This is a genomic window from Rhizobium binae (genome assembly GCF_017357225.1).
GTDB classification, from domain to species: Bacteria; Pseudomonadota; Alphaproteobacteria; order Rhizobiales; family Rhizobiaceae; genus Rhizobium; species Rhizobium binae.
Genome location: NZ_CP071611.1, coordinates 110,616 through 131,370, shown reverse-complemented (window position 1 = coordinate 131,370; position 20,755 = coordinate 110,616). Strand labels below are relative to the sequence as shown.

The 20,755-nt window shown below is 62.5% G+C and carries 17 protein-coding genes, 2 pseudogenes and 1 riboswitch; of the genes and pseudogenes, 12 read left to right on the top strand and 7 right to left on the bottom strand.

Annotated features, from left to right (window positions below; genetic code table 11):
- Positions 1-269: 269 nt before the first annotated feature.
- A pseudogene (locus J2J99_RS33435) lies at positions 270-593 on the bottom strand (FAD-dependent oxidoreductase); the annotation flags it as partial.
- A 4-nt stretch (positions 594-597) separates the two neighbouring features.
- Here J2J99_RS33435 and J2J99_RS34435 point away from each other — a divergent pair.
- From J2J99_RS34435 to J2J99_RS33425, 3 genes and pseudogenes are all read left to right on the top strand, one after another.
- Positions 598-736, top strand: a pseudogene (locus tag J2J99_RS34435) (SAM-dependent methyltransferase); the annotation flags it as partial.
- 433 nt (positions 737-1,169) lie between these two features.
- Positions 1,170-1,628: a YbaK/EbsC family protein gene (locus tag J2J99_RS33430; protein ID WP_088686836.1), complete on the top strand. Its 459-nt coding sequence runs from the start codon at positions 1,170-1,172 to the stop codon at positions 1,626-1,628.
- Positions 1,629-1,713: 85 nt separating this feature from the next.
- Positions 1,714-2,715, top strand: a complete 1,002-nt coding sequence (locus J2J99_RS33425) for a Tim44 domain-containing protein (protein ID WP_168296255.1) — start codon at positions 1,714-1,716, stop codon at positions 2,713-2,715.
- A gap of 49 nt (positions 2,716-2,764) precedes the next feature.
- On the opposite strand, the gene J2J99_RS33420 is transcribed toward J2J99_RS33425, so the two are convergent.
- Positions 2,765-3,796 (bottom strand): hydroxyacid dehydrogenase, encoded by a 1,032-nt coding sequence (locus J2J99_RS33420; RefSeq protein ID WP_168296254.1) that lies wholly within the window; start codon positions 3,794-3,796, stop codon positions 2,765-2,767.
- A 297-nt stretch (positions 3,797-4,093) separates the two neighbouring features.
- On the opposite strand from J2J99_RS33420, the gene J2J99_RS33415 reads away from it, so the two are divergent.
- The 7 genes from J2J99_RS33415 to cydX all read left to right on the top strand — a co-directional run bounded on the left by J2J99_RS33415 (position 4,094) and on the right by cydX (position 11,936).
- Positions 4,094-4,693 carry a HupE/UreJ family protein gene (locus tag J2J99_RS33415; protein WP_168296253.1) on the top strand — a complete coding sequence of 200 codons (600 nt, stop codon included), beginning with the start codon at positions 4,094-4,096 and terminating at the stop codon, positions 4,691-4,693.
- A 288-nt stretch (positions 4,694-4,981) separates the two neighbouring features.
- Positions 4,982-5,560, top strand: a complete 579-nt coding sequence (locus tag J2J99_RS33410; protein WP_168296252.1) for a GbsR/MarR family transcriptional regulator — start codon at positions 4,982-4,984, stop codon at positions 5,558-5,560.
- 4 nt (positions 5,561-5,564) lie between these two features.
- Positions 5,565-7,295, top strand: a complete 1,731-nt coding sequence (gene cydD / locus J2J99_RS33405; protein ID WP_168296251.1) for a thiol reductant ABC exporter subunit CydD — start codon at positions 5,565-5,567, stop codon at positions 7,293-7,295.
- Positions 7,292-8,983: an amino acid ABC transporter ATP-binding/permease protein gene (locus J2J99_RS33400; protein WP_168296250.1), complete on the top strand. Its 1,692-nt coding sequence runs from the start codon at positions 7,292-7,294 to the stop codon at positions 8,981-8,983. The genes cydD and J2J99_RS33400 overlap by 4 nt, the downstream gene beginning before the upstream one ends.
- Positions 8,984-9,059: 76 nt before the next feature.
- Positions 9,060-10,640, top strand: a complete 1,581-nt coding sequence (locus J2J99_RS33395; protein ID WP_168296249.1) for a cytochrome ubiquinol oxidase subunit I — start codon at positions 9,060-9,062, stop codon at positions 10,638-10,640.
- A gap of 5 nt (positions 10,641-10,645) precedes the next feature.
- Positions 10,646-11,800: a cytochrome d ubiquinol oxidase subunit II gene (gene cydB, locus J2J99_RS33390; RefSeq protein ID WP_168296248.1), complete on the top strand. Its 1,155-nt coding sequence runs from the start codon at positions 10,646-10,648 to the stop codon at positions 11,798-11,800.
- Between the two features lie 13 nt (positions 11,801-11,813).
- Complete coding sequence (gene cydX / locus J2J99_RS33385; protein WP_003595707.1) at positions 11,814-11,936, top strand: cytochrome bd-I oxidase subunit CydX; 123 nt, start codon at positions 11,814-11,816, stop codon at positions 11,934-11,936.
- A gap of 46 nt (positions 11,937-11,982) precedes the next feature.
- Here cydX and J2J99_RS33380 read toward each other — a convergent pair whose 3' ends face one another.
- The 5 genes from J2J99_RS33380 to J2J99_RS33360 all read right to left on the bottom strand — a co-directional run bounded on the left by J2J99_RS33380 (position 11,983) and on the right by J2J99_RS33360 (position 18,281).
- Positions 11,983-13,986: an aldo/keto reductase gene (locus J2J99_RS33380; RefSeq protein WP_168296247.1), complete on the bottom strand. Its 2,004-nt coding sequence runs from the start codon at positions 13,984-13,986 to the stop codon at positions 11,983-11,985.
- 148 nt (positions 13,987-14,134) lie between these two features.
- The gene (locus tag J2J99_RS33375; protein ID WP_168296246.1) at positions 14,135-15,217 is read right to left on the bottom strand and encodes an ABC transporter ATP-binding protein; all 1,083 of its coding nucleotides are present in this window, start codon (positions 15,215-15,217) and stop codon (positions 14,135-14,137) included.
- A 13-nt stretch (positions 15,218-15,230) separates the two neighbouring features.
- Positions 15,231-16,067, bottom strand: coding sequence for a carbohydrate ABC transporter permease (locus J2J99_RS33370; RefSeq protein ID WP_168296245.1), 837 nt, complete (start codon positions 16,065-16,067; stop codon positions 15,231-15,233).
- Positions 16,064-16,924 (bottom strand): carbohydrate ABC transporter permease, encoded by an 861-nt coding sequence (locus J2J99_RS33365; protein WP_168296244.1) that lies wholly within the window; start codon positions 16,922-16,924, stop codon positions 16,064-16,066. The genes J2J99_RS33370 and J2J99_RS33365 overlap by 4 nt, the downstream gene beginning before the upstream one ends.
- A gap of 82 nt (positions 16,925-17,006) precedes the next feature.
- Entirely contained in the window at positions 17,007-18,281 is a 1,275-nt protein-coding gene (locus tag J2J99_RS33360; RefSeq protein ID WP_168296243.1) for an extracellular solute-binding protein, read from the bottom strand.
- Between the two features lie 85 nt (positions 18,282-18,366).
- On the opposite strand from J2J99_RS33360, the gene J2J99_RS33355 reads away from it, so the two are divergent.
- Positions 18,367-19,287 (top strand): helix-turn-helix domain-containing protein, encoded by a 921-nt coding sequence (locus J2J99_RS33355; protein WP_168296242.1) that lies wholly within the window; start codon positions 18,367-18,369, stop codon positions 19,285-19,287.
- A 195-nt stretch (positions 19,288-19,482) separates the two neighbouring features.
- A riboswitch (guanidine-I (ykkC/yxkD leader) is annotated at positions 19,483-19,591 on the top strand.
- A gap of 73 nt (positions 19,592-19,664) precedes the next feature.
- A complete protein-coding gene (locus J2J99_RS33350; RefSeq protein ID WP_168296241.1) occupies positions 19,665-20,738 on the top strand; it encodes a putative urea ABC transporter substrate-binding protein in 1,074 nt (357 codons plus the stop codon).
- Positions 20,739-20,755 lie beyond the last annotated feature (17 nt).

The window sequence follows — 20,755 nt, the reverse complement described above, 5'->3', positions numbered from 1 at the left end:
AACGTCGGGCGGCTCGAACCGAATGGTGCGCGGCTGCGCATCGAGGAAGGGCATCGACGACGACCACCCTCAAGCCGATGGAGGCGTGTCTTTTTTCCGGATCCGGAGTGCACGAAGGTTGCAGGGCTAGGCAAGGTCGATCGACAGGTGACTGCGTAACCACACGATTGCGGCCGGCTGTCTTGGCGAGGTAGATCGCCCAGTCGTCCGCTGCCCGCAACCTCCAGAATATGACAGCCCGCGGCAACCGGGGAAGAGATTCTCTGCTCTCAAACCAGCATCGACTGCTGGGCGAAAATACCCGCCATCGCGCCTTGCCATGATGCCGTGGTGACCGAGGGCATTCCGGGGTTGGCGAGGTCGCCGGCGGCGTAGATGCCGGGGATGCCGGTCTCGCGGCGCTCATCGACCTTGAGGGCGATGCCGCTGGGCGTATCGACTGTGGCGAGGCCCAGTGATTCATGCAGGCTGGCGGACGGCTTGTTGCGCGGATGAGCGAACAGGATGTCGACCGCGACATCGGGGCCGGTATTGAGTTTGACGGTGGCGCTATGGCCCCCGCGATGGCCGATCCCGGTGATCCGGCCCTCGACGACAGTGACACTCGAAGTCGGCCCGCTGGCGCGCGCTTGCTGATCAGCCAGACGACATCCGCGCCCGCGCCTCGGCCGCGGTTCGTGCCGCCTTCGCGGACCGCCCCGGCGAGCGGTCGGTAATAATCGACGGTGCGGCGTGAATCGTCACCGCGCGCAATCCGGCAAGCTGACAAAGATTAACAGGAGGAGACGCCCGTCTCGATGGCTCGGCGTCGGCAGTGACGCGATCGACCCCGCACCGCTTGCGGCAGGAACGCTGTTGTCCCAGTCGCGCCGCTGCCATTGGTGTATACTCATCGGCGATTACCTCTGGAGCGCAATTGACCGCCCTTCGAACGATTCAGGCCAATCCGCGCGAACCACTTCGATCCCAACAAGTCGATTTCCCTTAGCGGGTATTCGTGCAGTAATGCCACAGAGCCCCAGATGGTGCGGTGTCCCAGAACCACTCGATGGCGGCCGCCTGATTGAAATTTCTGGAATATCCGGCTAGGTAGCAATGCGTGAATTTTCCATGGCCACATCACCGCGCGGCGTTTTTAGACTCGGTTCTTTTTCGAAGTATCCTGTCCCATGAGCCTTGAATCCGTTCGCGCCTTCCTCGGCGCCCATGCACCCGATATCGAAATCATCGAGACCGCCGAGAGCTCCTCGACGGTGGCGCTTGCTGCCGAAGCCCACGGCGTCGAACCGGCCCAGATCGCCAAGACGATCTGCCTGCGCGTCGGCGAGCAGGCGATGTTGGTCGTCGCCGGTGGCACGGCGCGGCTCGACAATCGCAAGTTCAAGGATACGTTCGGGGCCAAGGGGCGCATGCTCGATGCGGAGGAGGTCGTGGCAGTGACGAGCCATCCTGTCGGCGGCGTCTGCCCGTTCGGCCTGCCTTCGCCGCTGCCGATTTACTGCGACGTCTCGCTGAAGCGCTTCGATGAAGTCGTGCCTGCGGCCGGCTCGACCAATTCGGCCGTGCGCATCGCCACCGGCCGATTGGCGGAGCTGACCGGCGCGCGCTGGGTCGATGTCTGCCAGTAAAGCTGCCGAAGAACTTCAAACCCGGGAAAGACTACCTATATTAGCTCTCGACATGCCGTGATTGTGCATGACAGGAGACCAAGGAATGCCGAGTGCCGTTTCGCGTTTTGCCAGAATCGCAGCCATTGCCGTACTGACGAGCGCTACCGTTTTTGCCACGATCAGTGATGCCGATGCGCGCCGCGCCGGTGGTTTCGGTGGATTCGGAAGCCGCGGCACGCGGACTTTCAGCGCCCCTCCCGTCACTCGCACCGCACCTGCCCCGGCTGCGCCGATCGAACGCTCGATGACGCCGCGCCCGCAGACGACCGCGCCCTATAACACCCAGCAGCCCGGCTACGCCCAGCAGCGCCCTGGTTTCTTCAACGGCTTCGGCCGATCGATGATCGGCGGCCTGATTGCCGGCGGCCTTCTCGGTATGCTGCTCGGTCACGGTTTCGGCGGCGGTTTCGGCTTGCTCGGCATGTTGCTGCAGATTGCGTTGATCGGCGGTGGCATCATGCTGGCGATGCGCTATTTCGCCAACCGCCGCCAGCCCTCCTATGGTGTCGGTGGCCAGAGCCGCTCCTATAGCATGTCTCCCACGAAAAATTCGTCCTTCCAGATCCCGGCGATCGGTTCGGGCGCCGGTTTCGGCGGGCAGTCGCGCGGCAACCGGCCGGGCGATGAGATCGGGCTGACCCAAGCCGACCTCGATCAATTCGAGGAATTGCTGACCAACGTTCAAACCGCTTACGGTGCCGAGGATTACGGCACGCTGCGCCGGCTGACGACGCCGGAAGCCATGTCCTATCTTGCCGAGGAGCTCGGCGAAAACGCCACCAACGGCGTGCGCAACCGCGTTTCCGACGTCAAGCTGCTGCAGGGCGATATCGCCGAGGCCTGGCGCGAAAACGGCCAGGAGTATGCAACTCTCGCCATGCGTTACTCCTCGATCGATGCCATGGTCGAACGCGACAGCGGCCGGGTAGTTTCCGGCGACGACCGCCGCCCGAGCGAAAGCACCGAAATCTGGACCTTCGTGCGCAAGCCGGGCGCGGATTGGAAGCTCGCCGCGATCCAGGGCACCGGCCAGCGCGCCGCTTAACGAAACCTCTTGTCATGCCGCTCAAGCTGCCGGTCAGCTGGGCGGCTTTTCAGTTGACCGCGACCGGTTTGGAGCGCATGCGCGAGACCGTCTCGCGTTCGGCGCGTTTGCAGCGCATCGGCGGCAGGCCGCGATCCATCAGGTCCATGTCTTCGAGCACCATGTCGCCCATCTTCTTGAAGGCGCCGTCGAGCGCGCCGGCTCGGTGTGCTGAGCGGATGAAGCCTTTGAGGCTGCGCACTGGATGTCCGGCCGGCAGCGGCTCCGCCGGGTAGACGTCGCTCGCCGCGACGATGTGGCCCGACGAGACGGCGGCAATCAGCGCATCGAAATCGACGACATCGGCGCGGCTGAGCAGGATGAAGGCCGCGCCCTTGCGCATGCTGGCGAAGGCTTCGGCGCCAAGGAATCCCTTGTTTTCGCTGGTGACGGCCGCGACGACGAAGACGAAATCGCTCTTCGTCAGCACATCCTCGAGGTTTGCGGGCTCGACGCCGTTTTCCTCGAGGATCGAACGGGGCAGCCAAGGATCGAAGACCCTGATGCGCGCCCTGAAGCCGGAAAGCACCCGGCGCAGCGCCCTGCCGAGATCGCCGAAGCCGATGATGCCGATCTCGGAACCGGCGACGAGCCGCGCGCTCGCATTGCCCTCCCCGCCCCAGAGCTCGCGGCCCTCGCGAAAGGCGACGTCCGCGTCGACGATGCCGCGCGCCAAGGCCAGGGCGAAGCCGAGGCCGATTTCGGCGACCGGTTCGGCGAAGACCTGGCCCGTCGTCACGACATGAATGCCGCGCTGGAAGAGCACGTCATAGGGCATATTGCTCAGGAGATTGCTCTCGACGTTGAGGATCGAGCGCAGGGCCGGCATTCTGGCAAGCGTTTCGGCCGAAAGCGGCGGCTGGCCGATGATGTAACGCGTCCTGCCGAGGATCTCGTCGCCGAGGCCGGCGATATTTTCCGGGTCGGCTTCGACGATTTGGTATTTCGCATGCAGTTCGGCGCGCGCCTTGTCGGTGAAGATCAGATCGAGCGTGCGCGGTTCGGGCGCACTGATCGCCAGCGGCCGTTCGGTATTGGTCATGGGCATCCCTCTCTGTCTCAGTCGACGATTGATAGCTGCTGGGCAGAGCCCTTTCCAGTTGGCGAAGCGGAATATGAGTGCGTTTTGGTCGAAACGCTCCGGTCCTGCGCAGTCTGGCGTCAGGCGAAAGCAATCGAAAGCGGCATTTGCCTATCGGATAAGCAATTGAATTGGTTGGCATTTAGCAGGTTTTTCGTTGACGACGCAAATTCCTTGATCTAGCGTGTTGCACGCGACGTTGAGCCATGCCGATGTTCGGCCGCCGCAGGAATTTGTAGTTTGACGAGGAATCGAGCAATGAAATCAGCACTCAAGAGCGTCCTTGTTGCCTTGGCCGCCGCAGCGCTTCCGGCCGTCGCCTCGGCCCATCCCGCCATCGGCGAAACTGCCGGCTTCAGCCATGGCTTTGCTCATCCGATGTCCGGCCTCGATCATATGCTCGCAATGGTGATGGTCGGGGTATTTGCCTTTCAGCTTGGCGGTCGCGCCACCTGGCTCGTGCCGACGACCTTCGTTCTGGTGATGGCGCTCGGCGGCGCTCTCGGGGTGGCCGGCATCAATGTTCCCTTCGTTGAAACCGGCATTGCGCTCTCGGTCGTCATCCTCGGCGCCATCGTGGCGCTCAACGTCAAGGCGCCGCTCGCTGTAGCGGCCGGTCTCATCGGTCTTTTCGCCATCTTCCACGGTCACGCGCACGGCGCTGAAATGCCGGAAAATGCTGCTGGCGCCGCCTATGCCGCCGGTTTCATGGTCGCGACCGCACTGCTGCACGCCGCTGGCCTCGCACTTGGCTACGTTGTCGGGCGCGCCGGCGAACGTCAAGGCGTCCTGGTGACGCGCACGGCTGGCAGCATTGCTGCCCTCGCCGGCGTCGGCATCCTGTCCGGCTTGATCTGAACCGGACGCCATTCCAGCCGCCTCCGCAGTGGGCGGCCGCACCTGATATCGCAGTCACAAACGCCCGGTAACACGTTGCCGGGCGTTTTTGCGTCACCTCGCAAATTGCTGCGAACTTGACTTAAGTCAAATCCAGCGGTGGCCGGCCAGGCTATATATGGTGCACGACCAACGAACCGACGGGCATCCAAATTGACGCAGGGCCGCCTTGCAGATTGTCGGCCGGGTCCGAAAGTCTGTATAGTAATTTCAGAAATTTCTGAAATCACAGACGCAACGGAAACGACCATGAACCTTCCGCCTCTTGTCCAGTCCTTCGTTCTCCATTTCGGCGAAATGGGTTCTCGCTGGGGAATCAACCGCACGGTCGGCCAGATCTATGCCCTGCTCTTCGTCTCCCCTGCCCCACTCTGCGCGGAAGAAATCGCCGATTCCCTCGGCATCTCGCGCTCCAATGTCTCGATGAGCCTGCGCGAATTGCAGGCCTGGAACCTCGTGCTTCTCAAGCACAAGCCGGATGACCGCCGCGATTTCTTCACCACGCCGGATGATGTCTGGCAGATATTGCGGACGCTCGCCGAGGAGCGAAAGAAGCGCGAGGTCGATCCGACGCTGTCGGTTCTGCGCGAAATCCTGATGCAGCGCCCCGCCAGCGAAGCCGAGCGCTATGCGCAGGAGCGCATGGGCGAGATGCACACGCTGATCGAACAGCTGACGCATTGGTACGAGGATGTAAAACAACTTGAAACAGAAAGGCTCGCAACGCTACTCTCGCTTGGCGCGAAAGTGACAAAGCTTCTGGAGGCCAAGGACCGGGTCATCTCGCTCGGCCGCACCCGCCGGCCGAATCCTGCGAACAAGAGTTAGCGCCATGGGCACAGCTTTCTTCGACGCGACAAACGAACCGGAGGTACGGCCACGGGATGACGCCGCCGTCTTGCCGGGTGGCCGCGCGGCGAAGGGCCGGCTGCGCAGGGCGGCGATGCTGCAGGCGCTGGCCGCCGCCATCTGGATCCCGCAGGCGGGGTTGTTGGCCATCGCCGTAGGCCGCATCGCCGATGGTGGCGGATTACATGACATTCTCTGGCCGGCTGTCGGCACTCTCCTCCTCGGATTGGTGAGAAGCGGTCTCGATGCGGCTGGCGGCCGCCTCGCCTTTCGTGCCGCGCGCGCCGAACTCAGCCGCAAACGCCGGATCGCCGTCTCGGCCCTTTCCATATCGTCGCCTGTCGATCGCGGCCGGCCGGCATCCGGCAAAGCCGCAAGCGTTATCGGCGAGCAGGCCGAGCTCATCGTTCCCTATCTCGTTCGTTTCCAACCGGCGCGCATGAAGGCGAGCCTCGTGCCGCTCGTCATCCTTGCCGTCATCCTGCCGGTTTCCTGGATCGCCGCACTGGTTCTGTTGTTCGCCGCGCCGCTGATCCCTGTTTTCATGGCCCTGATCGGCTGGCGTGCCCAGGCCGCCAGCGAAAGACAACTTGTCGCGACCGGCGGTCTCAACGGCTTCCTGCTCGATCGGCTGCGCGGGCTGGCAACGATCCGCGCGCTCGATGCGGTCGACGCAACTGCGCTCAGGCTGCGGGATGAAGCGGATGCGCTGCGTAAACGCACCATGACGGTGCTGAAGATCGCCTTTCTCTCCTCGGCCGTGCTTGAACTTTTCGCCGCGCTTGGTGTGGCGATGATTGCCGTCTATGTCGGATTCAGCCTGCTCGGCGAGATCCGCTTCGGCACCTGGTCGGGCCGCCTCGACCTGACCGAGGGCCTGTTCATCCTGCTGCTTGCGCCGGCTTTCTTCGAGCCGCTGCGCGAACTCTCTGCCGTCTGGCACGACCGGGCGGCGGGCGAAGCGGGGCTGAAAGCGCTGGACTCCATTGCCGCCGGCGACCTGTCCATTCAGGGTTCTGGCCAGGCAATGGCCTCTGCCGGCGAGGAGGCGCCCGCCATCGGGCTTGAAAATCTCGCCTTTCGCTATGGCGCCGACGAGCCGCTGATTCTCGACGGTTTCCACCTCGAGATCGCCGGCGGCGAACATCTGGCGCTGCTCGGCGCCAGCGGCTCCGGCAAGTCGACGCTTCTTTCTTTGATCGCGGGGCTGGCGCCCTGCACCGGCGGCCGCATCGTCATCGGCGGAGTCGAGCTTTTGGGTCATACGGCGGCCGCTCTGCGCGGTAGCATGGCCTGGATTGGCCAGAAGCCGCATATCTTCGCCGGCACCATTACCGGCAATATTTCGCTCGGCAGACCGGGCATCACGCGCAGCGACGCGGCAAAAGCGCTGGATGCCGCGAGACTTGGGAAGGTGGCCGATGCCTATGGCAGCCAGCCGCTCGGCGAAGCAGGAATCGGGCTTTCCGGCGGCGAGGCGCTGCGGCTTGCGATCGCGCGCGCGGCCTGCAATCCGCATCTCAAGATCATCCTGGCCGACGAACCGACCGCGCATCTCGACGCCGCAACCGCCGCCGAGGTCACGGAAAGCCTGCTTTCGCTTGCGCGCGGCCGCACTTTGATCGTCGCGACCCATGACCCGCTGCTGGCTGCCCGCATGCATCGCAGCATGCGCATCGACGCCGATCTCATCATCCGGGAGGCAGCCGAATGAGCACATTTGTTGCAGACCTCAAGCCGATCCTGCGTCTCTTCCTTGCCGAGCGCCGGCGCGCGCTGATGTTTGGCGCGGTGCTCTCGGCCGCGACGGTGACCGCGGGCATTGCGCTGCTCGGCCTGTCCGGCTGGTTCATCACTGCAACCGCGCTCGCCGGTCTTTCGGCGTCGGCGGCCATGACCTTCGACGTCTTTGCGCCTGCGGCCGGCATCCGTTTGCTCGCCATCGTCCGCACCGCGGCGCGTTACGGTGAAAGGCTTGCGACCCATGACGCGACGCTCGGCGTGCTGGCAGCCCTTCGCGAAAGGCTGTTTCGCGGCTTTGCCGAGCCGGGCGCTGCCCGCGCCCTGCTGCATCGCCCTGCCCGGCTGCTCTTCCGGCTGACGGCCGATATCGATGCGCTCGACTCCCTCTATCTCCGAATTCTCGTCCCTGCTGTCGTGGCGCTCGGTGCTGCATTGGCCGCCAGCGGGGTGCTCGGCCTGATGTATCCTGTGTTCGGCCTGTGCTTTGGCCTTTTCCTCGCCGGCGCCGGCCTGGGCCTGCCCTGGATCGCCGGCCGCGCGGCGCGCAAGCATGCGCGCAGGCGCGCCCATGGCATCGAGGCGCTGAGGTCGCGGACGATCGATCTCGTCGCCGGCCAGACCGACCTGCTGATGGCCGGCCGGCTCGATGGTCAGACAAGCGCGATCATGGCCGCCGATGGCTATGCCGCTCGTGCCGACGATCGGCTGAACCGCGTCGAAACCCGTCTGACTTTCGGATTCGGCCTCGTCTCCACCATGTTGCTGACCGCATCGCTGCTCGCCGTCGCCGCGCTGGCAGAGACGAAGGCGATCACCGCGCCTGTCGCGGCCCTCGGCCTGCTCGTCGCCTTCGCGGCAGTCGAACCCTTCGCGGCGCTGCGGCGCGGCGCCCTGGAAATCGGCCGGACGCTGCTGGCGGCGAAGCGTATCTCGCCGCGTCTTGCCGTCGCGACGGCAGCTGAACCTTTGGCGCCGCCGATGCCGGGATATGTCTTTTCACTGGCTGGTGTGACCGCCTTCTATGAACGCTCGGCCGTGCCCGCCCTTCAAAACATCGACCTCGTGCTCAAGCAGGGCGAAAGGCTGGCCATTATCGGGACCAGCGGCGCCGGCAAATCCAGCCTGCTTGCTCTGCTTTCCGGCGAATTGCCTGCAGCGTCGGGAAGCGTCGCCGCGGCGGCGGCGACGCTGCTGACGCAGCGGACGGAACTCTTCGAGGATAGCCTGCGCGGCAATCTCCTTCTTTCCAATCCGGATGCGAGCGAGGCCCACCTGCACGATGCGCTCGCCGCCGCCGGCCTGCTGGCCGATGTCGATGCCATGCCGCAAGGGCTTGAGACGCCGCTCGGCGAAGGCGGCCTCGGCCTGTCCGGCGGCCAGTCACGCCGGCTGGCGCTCGCCCGGCTTTTCCTGCGCAATACGCCGCTCTGGCTGCTCGACGAGCCGACCGAAGGCCTCGACGGCGCCACCGCCCGCGATGTGCTCCAGCGCCTGTCGGCGATGGCAGCGGGCCGTTCGCTTGTTATCGCGACCCATATCCGCCGCGAGGCTGTTATCGCAGACCGCATCGCCGTTATCGAAGGTGGCCGCATTTCAGAAGTTTCGCGCCGTGGAGAGGCGGCATTCGAAAAGGCGCTCGACCGGCTTCGGCCGGACTGAGCGAGACCGCATGCCCTCAACCGCCGCCCGGCGCTTGGGAATGCTCCGTACCCCGTGTGACCGTGGGAGAAAGACAATGGAACTAGATATCGTAGCACTTTCGCGCTTCCAATTCGCATTGACGGCGCTTTACCACTTCCTGTTCGTGCCGCTGACGCTCGGCCTGTCCGTGCTGCTGGCGATCATGGAAACCGTCTATGTCATGACCGGACGCCAGATCTGGCGGCAGATGACGAAATTCTGGGGCACGCTGTTCGGCATCAATTTCGTGCTCGGCGTCGCCACCGGCATTGTCATGGAATTCCAGTTCGGCATGAACTGGAGCTACTACAGCTATTATGTCGGCGACATCTTCGGTGCGCCGCTGGCGATCGAAGGCCTGATGGCCTTCTTCCTGGAGGCGACCTTCGTCGGCCTGTTCTTCTTCGGCTGGGACAAGCTGTCGAAGGTCGGCCATCTCGTCGCCACCTGGGCGGTGGCGCTCGGCTCGAATTTTTCCGCGCTCTGGATCCTCATCGCCAATGGCTGGATGCAGAACCCGGTGGGATCTGCCCTCAATCCGCAGACGATGCGCATGGAGATCACGAGCTTCTTCGACGTTGTCTTCAATCCGGTCGCCCAGGCGAAATTCGTCCATACGGTGTCGGCGGGTTATGTCTGTGCCTCGATCTTCGTGCTCGGCGTCTCGGCCTGGTATGTGCTGAAGGGCCGGCATATCGAGCTTGCCAAGCGCTCGATGACGGTCGCCGCTTCCTTCGGTCTCGCCTCGGCGCTGTCTGTGGTCGTGCTCGGCGACGAGAGCGGTTATCTCGCGACCGAGAACCAGAAGATGAAACTTGCCGCAATCGAAGCCATGTGGGAGACGGAGCCGGCTCCGGCCGCCTTCACCGCCTTCGGTTTCCCGGATCAGGAAGCGCGCGAAACGCATTTCGCCGTGCATATTCCCTGGGTCATGGGCCTGATCGGCACAAGGTCGCTGACAACAGAGATCCCCGGTATCGACAAGCTCGAACAGCAGGCCGAAAGCCGCATCCGCGACGGCATCAAGGCCTATGACGCACTGATGCAGATTCGTGCGGCACCGGCGCAGGATCAGGTCGCGCAGGAAGTGCGCACCTCCTTCGAGGATCTCGGCCATGATTTGGGTTACGCGCTTCTTCTGAAGCGCTATGTCGACGACCCGCGCCAGGCGACCGACGCGCAGATCGTGCAGGCCGCGCGTGACACGATCCCGCATGTGCCGACACTCTTCTGGTCCTTCCGCATCATGGTCGGCCTCGGCATCTTCTTCATCCTGTTGACCGCCACCTTCTTCTGGCTGTCGGCACGGCGCCACCTCGACAAATACCCGCTGCTCTTACGGGTCGCGGTGCTGGCGATCCCCCTTCCCTGGGTCGCCATCGAACTCGGCTGGGTGGTCGCCGAATTCGGCCGCCAGCCCTGGGTGATCGAAGGCGTGCTGCCGACGGCCGCCGCCGTGTCCAGCCTCGGCGCCAGCACCGTGCTTTTGACGATCATCGGTTTTGCCGCACTCTATACGGTGCTGATCGTCATCGAGATGAGCCTGATGATCAAGGCGATCAGACAGGGGCCGGAACCGGATGACGAGCCGGAGGCCGTGCTGATTTCCGAAACCCTCGTCCCAGCCGCGGGGTGACGGCCATGATCCTTCATGAACTCATCGATTATGAAACCCTGCGTGTCATCTGGTGGCTGCTGCTCGGCCTGCTGCTGATCGCTTTCGCGGCCACAGGCGGCTTCGACCTCGGCGTCGGAACGCTTCTGCCTTTCGTTGCCCGGACCGATACGGAACGGCGCGTGGCGATCAACACCATCGGCGCCACCTGGGAAGGCAACCAGGTCTGGCTGATCCTCGGCGGTGGTGCCATTTTCGCCGCCTGGCCGCCGCTCTATGCGGTTTCCTTCTCGGGCTTTTATCTCGCCATGTTTGCGATCCTCCTGGCGCTCATCCTGCGTCCGGTTGGTTTCAAATACCGGTCGAAGCGGGACAGTGCCCGCTGGCGCAACGGCTGGGACTGGGCGCTCTTCATCGGCGGCTTCGTGCCGGCGCTGATCTTCGGCGTTGCCGTCGGCAATGTGCTGCAGGGCGTGCCCTTCCGCTTTGCCGACGACATGCGGATCTTCTACGAAGGCTCGTTCTTCGCTTTGCTTAACCCCTATGCCCTGCTCTGCGGCCTGTTGTCCGTCGCCATGCTGACGATGCATGGTGCGGCCTGGCTGGTCTTGAAGGCGAGCGGGCCGGTTGCCGAGCGCGCGAGAAGCTATGGCGGCATTGCCGCCCTTGCCGCCATCGTGCTTTTCGCGCTCGGCGGCCTTTTCCTGTGGATCGGCGTCGGCGGCTATCGCATTACCAGCGATATCAGCCCGATCGGACCGTCAAACCCGCTGTTGAAGACCGTGGCGATCAAGAATGGCGCATGGCTTGCCAATTACAACGCCCATCCCTGGATGATCGTGGCGCCCCTCCTCGGTTTTGCAGGTGCGGCATTGGCCTTCCTCTCGATGTGGGCAAGGCGCGAAGTGATGACGCTCGTCTTCAGCAAGGTGGCGATATCAGGTATCATCTCCACGGTCGGGCTGGCGATGTTCCCGTTCATCCTGCCTTCCTCGCTCGATCCACGATCAAGCCTGACGGTGTGGGACGCATCCTCCAGCCATATGACGCTGTTCATCATGCTTGTTGTGACGGTGATCTTCCTGCCGATCATCGTCGCCTACACGGCTTGGGTCTACAAGGTTTTGTGGGGCAAAGTCGACGAGAAGTCGGTCACCGACAAGAACAGCCACGCCTACTGAGGGAGACGAAACGATGTGGTATTTCGCATGGATCCTCGGCCTGCCGCTGGCTGCCGCCTTCGCCGTCCTCAACGCCATGTGGTATGAGCTGATGGATGACGCCGCCCGAAAGAAGGCGTCCGAAACGCGCAAATAAATATGGAGAAGGGCGCGGCTTTGAGCTGCGCCCTTTGTTCTATTTATCAGCCTTCCAGCCACTTCACCTGATTGGGCGTCAGCTTGATGTCGAGCGCCGAGAGGCTGTCTTCCAGTTCGGCGACGGTGCGCGGCCCGATCAGCGGGATGACTGGGAAGGGCTGGGCGATGACATAGGCGAGCGCGATGTGGATCGGATTGCGGCCGAGCTTTTTGGCCAGTTCGATGGCGCGGTCGCGGCGGCCGAAATTGCGCTCGGAATACCAGGCCCGCACGATCTCCTCATCATCCCGCTTGTCGCGGCCGGCGCGGTCGGTGAAGAAGCCGCGGCCCTGGCTCGACCAGGCGAAGTTCGGGATCTGCTTCTCGTTCAGCCACTTCTTCCAATCGTCGTCGGAGGCGGCGACGCAGCCGGCCCAGATCGGATCGAGCATCTCGGCAAGCGAGAAGTTGTTGGAGAGTGCCGCCGGCGCAGCCTTGCCTGATTTTTCCGCATAGGCGATCGCCTCGTCGAAACGCGCCCGCGTCCAGTTCGAACCGCCGAAAATACCGCGAATGCGGCCGCGCTTGACCTCGGCATCCATCGCATCGACGAACTCGCCGACCGGCACGTCGGTATTGTCGCGATGCATGAAATAGATGTCGACATAGTCGGTCTTCAGCCGGGCGAGCGACTGGTCGAGCTGCTTGGCGATCATGTCGGGATAGCAGATCGGCGAATGCGCGCCCTTGCCGATCAGCACGATCTCCTCGCGCGGCACCTTGCGGCTGGTATGCCAGTCCCCGAAGATCGACTCGGTCTTGCCGGCGCCATAGACATAGGCCGTGTCGAAGGCATTGCCGCCGGCCTCGTAGAAGGCATCGAGCGTCAGGGAGGCGGCGGCGAAATTCGGGAAGAATTCGAAGCCGAGCGTGACGACCGAAGCCGGCTTGGAAATGCCGGGAATCTCACGCTGCGGAATGCTGCTGCCGCGCGTGACTGCACCGCCGGCAATGTTGGTCGTGCGCTTTGCCGCCTTCTCGACGCCGTATTCGAGGCCGACCGAGGCGCGCCACTGGTCAAGCACGCGCAGGTTTCCGATCGAATCCGCCCAGCTCATGCCGGGAGCGGGGAATTCCGTCCGGCCGGCGCGGATGGCATCGCCCGCCGCGTCTGCCTCGAAGGAATAGAGCCAGCGATCTTCCTTTATCTCGAGGGTTTCCTGCTTGCCGCCCTTGAAGATCTCGATCTTGCCGACGCCGCCCTTGTGGCCAGAGGCGAACCAGAAGTCGGTGACCTCGATCCGGCCCTCGGACCCGATGATGCGCAGCACATTGTCCTGTTGCGCCATGATCGAGCAGGAGACTTCGGCGATGATCTCATTCGGGAATTTGAGCACGGCGGACGCCCATTCATCGACGCCGCTCTCTCCGAGATGGGCGACGCCCGAAACCTTTTCCGGTTCGAGGAAGGCCTTGCCGTCCGCAGCGCCGGCGATCAGTCTCGCCATCGAGACCGGATAGCCGCCGACATCGAGAATGCCGCCGCCGGCTGTATCGTTGGCGAACAGCCGGTGTTCCGGCCGATAGCTGCCCATATTGAAGCCGAAGCTCGAGCGGATGATACGCACCGTACCGATGACGCCGCTCTTGATGAGCTCCACCAGCTTTTCCGTCTGCGGATGCACCCGATACATGAAGGCCTCGCCGGCAAAGACGGCGGCTTTCTTCGCCTCGTAGTAAACGGCTTCGGCATCATAGGCCGAAAGTGCGATTGGCTTCTCCACAAGGATATGCTTGCCGGCGCGTGCGGCCTTGATCGCCCATTCGACATGGCCGGTGTGTGGCGTGGAGATATAGACCGCGTCTACTTCCTTGTCGGCGAGCAGCGCCTCGTAACCATTGACGATGCGGGCGCCGGGGAAATTTTCGGCAAGTCCAGGCTTGGAAGGGTTGCGGGTGGCGATCGCCACCAGTTTGCCGGTGCGCGAATGGGCGACGCCGTCTGCAAAGGTGCGGGCGATGGCGCCGGGGCCGATAATGCCCCAGCGGATCGGTTGATCGGAAGTCATGGAAACCTCTTTCGTCTTTCTGCCTTGGGATTGCGACAAAGCATGATGTCGAAATGTGCGAGCGGTTTTCGGACGACATCATGCTCTAACTCTCTAATTTAGAACAGGATTCAGATTTTCGGTCGGCCCGGCCTAAAATCATCCTGTTCTAGCGAAGCCGGGTGCCGGCGCCGTCAAATAGGAATGTGCGGCTTGCGGGAAGGCCGACGGTTAGCGTCTCGCGATTGCCGGCGATGCGTGATTCCGGCCGCTCGATGATCAGCTGCTCGCTGCCGATGGCGGCATAGATGTAGCTGGTGTTGCCGAGATGTTCGGCGACATCGACCGCGACGGTCAGATCGGCGTTGCCCGCGCCGGCATCGACGAAATGTTCGGGTCGGATGCCGATGGTCACCTTCGTGCCGGTTTCGAGGGGGCTGGCAACGGGGAACGGCAGCCGCGTCTCGGGATTGCTTTCCAGCGCAATGATCGCCTTGCCCGGCTGCGCTTCCAGCACCGCGGCCTTGAGGAAATTCATCTTCGGCGAGCCGACGAAGCCGGCGACGAACTGGTTGGCGGGGTCATCGTAGAGATCGAGCGGCGCGCCGATCTGCTCGATATTGCCGGCGCGCAGCACGACGATCCGGTCGGCGAGCGTCATCGCTTCCGTCTGGTCGTGGGTGACGTAGATCATCGTCGTGCCGAGCTGCTTGTGCAGCCTCGAGATCTCGACGCGCATCTGCACGCGCAATTCGGCGTCGAGGTTCGACAGAGGCTCGTCGAACAGGAAGACCTCGGGTTCGCGCACGATGGCGCGGCCGATTGCGACGCGCTGGCGCTGGCCGCCGGAAAGCTGCTTCGGCCGCCGCTTCATCAGTTCGGTGATCTGCAGGATATCGGCGACATGGCTCACGCGCCGCTCGGTATCGGCCTTCGGGTTGCCGTTCATGCGCAAGCCGAAGCTCAAGTTTTCCTCGACCGTCAGGTGCGGATAGAGCGCATAGGACTGGAAGACCATGGCGATGCCGCGATCGGCCGGCTCGACGTCGTTGACGACCTTGCCTCCGATCCGAAGCTCGCCCGATGTAATATCCTCGAGGCCGGCGATCATCCTCAGCAGCGTGGACTTGCCGCAGCCGGAAGGGCCGACGAAGACGACGAATTCGCCGTCCTTCACCTCCAGGTTGGCGCCATGGATGATCTCGAAGCCGCCGAAGCGTTTGACGATGTTGGTAAGTGAAAGCTCTGCCATTCGGCTTCCCCGATTACTTGATTGCGCCGGCCGCGATGCCGGCGATGAAATGGCGCTGGAGCGCCACGAAGACGACGAGGATCGGCGCCGTCAGCAGCACCGCGCCGGCCATGATGCCGCCCCAGGACACCTTGGTGAGGCCAATCAGCGTTCCCAAGGCCACCGGCGCCGTCATCATCCCCGGTCTGGAATTGATGAGCAGCGGCCAGAGGTAATTGTTCCACGAATGCAGGAAGAGAATGATCGCCAATGCCGCCATGGTGGGGCGCGCCAGCGGCAGTGCGATGCGCAGGAAGATCTGCCATTCCTTGACGCCCTCGACGCGGGCTGCGTCGAAGAGCTCGCCCGGCATCATCGAGAAGGACTGCCGCATGAATAAGACGCCGAGGGAATTGAAGAGCGGCGGCACGATCAGAGCCACCCAGGTGTTTGCCAGCTTGAACTCGCGCGCGACCATGATGAATTGCGGGATGACCACCACGGAGAACGGTAGCGTGATCGTGCCGAGAATGATGGCGATGACGACAGAGCGGCCGATGAAACGATAACGGGCCAGCGCCCAGCCGGCCATCGACGTCAGCATCACCGAGAGCACGGTATAGATAAGCGCCACGCCGATGGAGATCACCATTGCGCCGATGAAATCGGTATCGGCCTGCAGATTTTTGAAATTCTCGACGAAGTTGGTCGATGGCCACAGCACGATCTCGGGATTGAAGATGCCGTTGTCGGGCATCGTCGAGAAGACGAACATCATCCACAGCGGAAACAGCCAGATCAGCGCCAGCGGCGCCAGCGCAGCGTGCAGCGCGATCTGGCGGATCAGAAGGGATTGCGATTTGGATCTCATTTCGGGTCCCTCCCGATCCAGAGATTGAAAAAGGAGATCACCACGGCGAGAGCGGCCATCGTGTAGGCGATCGCCGAGGCATAGCCGAAGTTGAGCGAGGTGAAACCCTGGCGGTAGAGGAAGAGGCCGAGTGTCTCCGTGCCGCCGCCCGGACCACCGCGATTGGTGATGAGGAAGGGCTCGGTAAAGAGCTGCATGGTGCCGATCACCGAGAGCACCACACAGAAGAGGATGATCGGTTTCAGGAGCGGCAGGGTGATGTGGAAGAACTGCTGTGTCTTGTTCACCCGATCGAGCGTCGCGGCCTCGTAGACATCGTCGGGAATGGCCTGCAGGCCGGCCAGGATGATGATGGCGTTATAGCCGGCCCAGCGCCATGTGACGGCGAGGATGATCACGCCCATTGCAGCAGTGGCGTTGTCGAACCAGGAGATCGGGCTGAAGCCGATCGCTGAAATCATCTTGTTGATGATGCCGAAATCGAGGCTGAACATCAGCCGGAACACGGCAGCATAAGCGACCTCGCCGACGACGACGGGGGCAAAGAAGGCGAAACGGAAAAGCGGGCGCGCTTTCAGGAGCGGCGAATTGAGCAGCACGGCCATGACAGTGGCGAGCGCGATCATCACAGGCACCTGTATCACCAGGATAATCAGCGTGTTGTACAGAGCGTTATAGAAAGCAGGGTCGTAGAAGAGGCGGCCCCAATTGGCCTGGAAACTGTATCTCCACGGATTGATGCGGGTGTTCTGAAAGGAAATCAGGAACGAGTCGATAATCGGCCAGACCCAGAAGGTGGCGAAAACAAGCAGATAGGGGGCGAGGAACGCATAGGCGCTCCGGGTTCTGAACGGCATCGAGCCTCCTCCTCACGAACGAATGACGGACCGCGCTGCAGGCGGGTGAAATGCCGAGCGCGGAAGCGCCCGGCATCGTCATTCATTGCGCGATCGGAAGTCCGGTGGCGGAAGCGATCTGTTTGGCGGCATCGTCGAGAGCCGCTTTCGCGTCGGGGTAGCCGCCGGCGAAGAATTTCGCCTGCGTTGCCTTGAAGATGCCTTCGGCATCGCTCTGGAAGGCGGTGCCGCGGCTCGGCACGATCTTCGGCAGTGTCGCGAGAATGTCGGCCCAGACTTTCTGGCCGCCCCAATAGGGCTGCGCCTCGTTGACGAAAGGATCCTTTTCGGCAGAAAGCAGCGACGGCACCAGACCGAATTCCTTCAGCATAGTGACCTGCCCTTCATTCGTACCGAGGGCGTAATTGACGAATTTCCAGGCGGCTTCCTTGTTTGCGGAAGTCGCCGAAATGGCGAGCGAGGAACCGCCGAGGTTGGCGGCATGGGGACCGTCGGCTGTCAGGCTCGGCATTCTGTAAACGCCCCACTTGCCCTTGAGGTCAGGCGAAGTCGAGCGCACGGTACCTTCATACCAGCCGCCATAGAGCTGGCTTGCGGCCTTGCCGGCGGTGTTGGCCTGGATCTTCTCGTCCCAGTTGGCCGCCGTCAGCGTGCCGGCATCCTTCATCTCCTTCACCTTTTGCAGCGCGGCGACGCAGGCCGGCTGATTGATGGTGATGTTTTGGCCGTCGGTCGAGAAATAGCCGCAACCCTGCTCGTTGGCGATCATGCGGAACCATTCGCTGTCGCCGTTGAAATCCGCCTGCGCCATGACGACGCCGGGATTTGCGGCAGAAATCTTCTTGCCGGCGGCGATGAAATCGTCCCAGGTGCTGATCGTGCTCGGATCGACGCCGGCCTTTTCGTACATGTCGCGGCGGTAGAAGACGGCGACGGGACCGGAGTCCCACGGCATGGCATAGGCGACATCGCCGACCTCAAGTTCGGTGCGCTTGAAGTCAGGGAACTTCGCCTGGATATCGGCTGTGTAGCCGAGCTCCTTCAGATTGGCGAAGCAGTCCGGGAAGCGGCTCCAGAAAATTTCAGCCTCGAAATTTTCGATACTGACAACGTCGGGCAAGCCGTCGCCGCCGGCGGCGCAGGCCGCGAGCGTCTTGTCGAAGACCTGGCTGTTGCCGAGGTCTTCGACGGTGACCTTGATATCGGGAAACTGTTTGTTGAAGCCGGGAAGCGTGGATTTCAACGCCGATGCCGCGACATTCCAGCTCCAGATTGTGAGATTGGCCGGTTCAGCGAAGGCGGAGCCGGAAGCAAGCAGTGCGAGAGCTGCGGTCGCAGCGAGAAGTTTGAAGCGCATTGAAAATCCTCCCTTTCAATTGCCGATTTTTCACGAACGCGGTTAGACTATCTGCAAGGGAGCGGCTGTCTCCTAAAAAGGGAACATGGATTTGGCGGAAAGTAAGATCGGTACGCATGCAATCTACCGGCCCGGCGCCAGCAGCATCGAGGGTTCGCCGACGGCGCTGCAGATGTTTCATGCCCATCCGCTCGTCATGGCCATGCCGCACTGGCACGCGCAGGTCGAGGTCAATTACGTGATGCGCGGCACTGTTCATTATCGGATGAGCGACCACGAATTCCGGCTGAACGCCGGCGAAATGTGCCTCTTCTGGGGTGGGCAGCCGCATCAGATGGACGAATCCTCGGATGATTCGCTCTATGCGGGCGCCCATCTGCCGCTCATATATTTCTTCCGGCTGCGTCTGCCGATCAGCATTTCCAGCCGGCTGATGAAGGGCGAGACGCTGCTGACCTCGGCTACCGACGCCGCCGATAACGAGAATTTCGCTCGCTGGTTCCACTATTCCAAGTCCGGCGATACCGCCAAGGCTCAGCACGCCGTTGATGAATTGCTGCTGCGCATCGAGCGCATCGCGCTCGAACCCTATTCGATGACGACATCGAAGACGACTGTCAGCATGGAGGGCGATCAGCCGCATCCAAATTCCTCGCGCAGCGTCGCGCGCATGTGCGATTTCATCGCCGCCAACTTCCTGCAGGACATCGATTCGGTCGACATCGCCCGCGCCGCCGATCTGCACCCGAAATATGCGATGAACCTATTCAAGCGATCGACCGGCATGACCATCAGCAAGTATGTGACGCTGCTCAGGCTGTCGCGCGCCCAGGCGATGCTGATGAGCGAGGGCGCCAATGTTCTGCAGGTGGCGATGGACAGCGGCTTCGGCTCGATCAGCGCCTTCAACAAATCCTTCCGCCACATCGCCGGAATGTCGCCATCGGATTTCCGCCGGGATGTCCGGCTGGTGACCATGGTGCCTGCGGGCGCCTTTCAGAACTGAAGCGTCGCAAGTTTTCAGATTGGCCACGCGCACCCCTCTCTTCCGATTACAAAAGATCAGCTTATCGCGACGGCAGGCAGCGCACATTTTTTGCGCAAGTGCATACGCTATGCGATGTCGCCACGGGCGGCGCCATGATGCCTCCAGTGAAATCAACAATTTGAAACCTGGCACGCCACTTGCTTCGATATTTGCAGAGTTGGTGGCTAGGGTTCCGGCGTCGCAAGGCGTGACTGGTCCGAGAGCTGCCACCGGCAGGGGAGACATCCTGCCGGGTGCACGGCGGGATAAAAACCCGGGAGACCTCGTAAGCCAAGGGATTGGCGGCACGATGGTCATTGCCGATCCCTTTTGAAGAAAAGCAAAGGGGAATTTCAATGCAGACTTTTTCGAAGCTTCTTTCCATTACCGCACTGACGGCGTCCTTGGCTCTGGGCCTCGGTTCGATCGCGAAAGCCGAACAGAAGACCGACTTCAAGGTAGCCTGGTCGATTTACGTCGGCTGGATGCCCTGGGGCTATGCCGCCGATCACGGCATCGTCAAGAAATGGGCCGACAAATACGGCATCAATATCGAGGTGACCCAGTTCAACGACTATGTCGAATCGATGAACCAGTATACGGCCGGCGCCTTCGATGCCGTGACGCTCACCAATATGGACGGCCTCTCAATCCCGGCAGCCGGCGGCGTCGATACGACGGCCGTGATCGTCGGCGACTTTTCGAACGGCAATGATGCGGTCATCCTGAAAGACAAGACGAGCCTTGCCGACATCAAGGGTCAGAGTGTCAATCTCGTCGAATTTTCCGTCTCCCACTATCTGCTTGCCCGCGCACTCGAAAGCATCAAGATGACCGAGCGCGATGTGAAGGTGGTCAACACCTCCGACGCCGACATGGTCGCTGCCTACAAGACGGCTGACGTGACCGCGGTCGTCACCTGGAACCCGCTGGTCTCGACCATTTTGGAGGATCCCACGGCGAAGAAAGTGTTCGACAGTTCGCAGGTGCCGGGCGAGATCATCGACCTGATGGTCGCCAATACCGGCGTGCTGAAGGACAATCCGAATTTCGGCAAGGCGCTCGCCGGCATCTGGTATGAGACAGCAGCGCTCCTGACATCAGACAGCGCCGACGGCAAGGCTGCACGCGAGGCGATGGGCTCGGCGTCGGGCACGGATCTCAAGGGCTTCGAATCCCAGCTTGCCGCCACCAAGCTGTTTGCCAAGTCGGCTGATGCCGTCGCCTTTACCGCGTCGGGCAGCCTGCCGAAGACGATGGATCTCGTCCGCAACTTCCTGTTCGAAAAGGGCCTGCTCGGCAGCGGTGCACCGTCGGCGGACGTGATCGGCATCGAAATGCCGGATGGCAAGATCCTCGGCGACAGCGGCAACGTCAAGCTGCGCTTTACCGAGACCTACATGAAAGCAGCCGCCGACGGCTCGCTCTGAGCGTCGCTCGAGCGGCG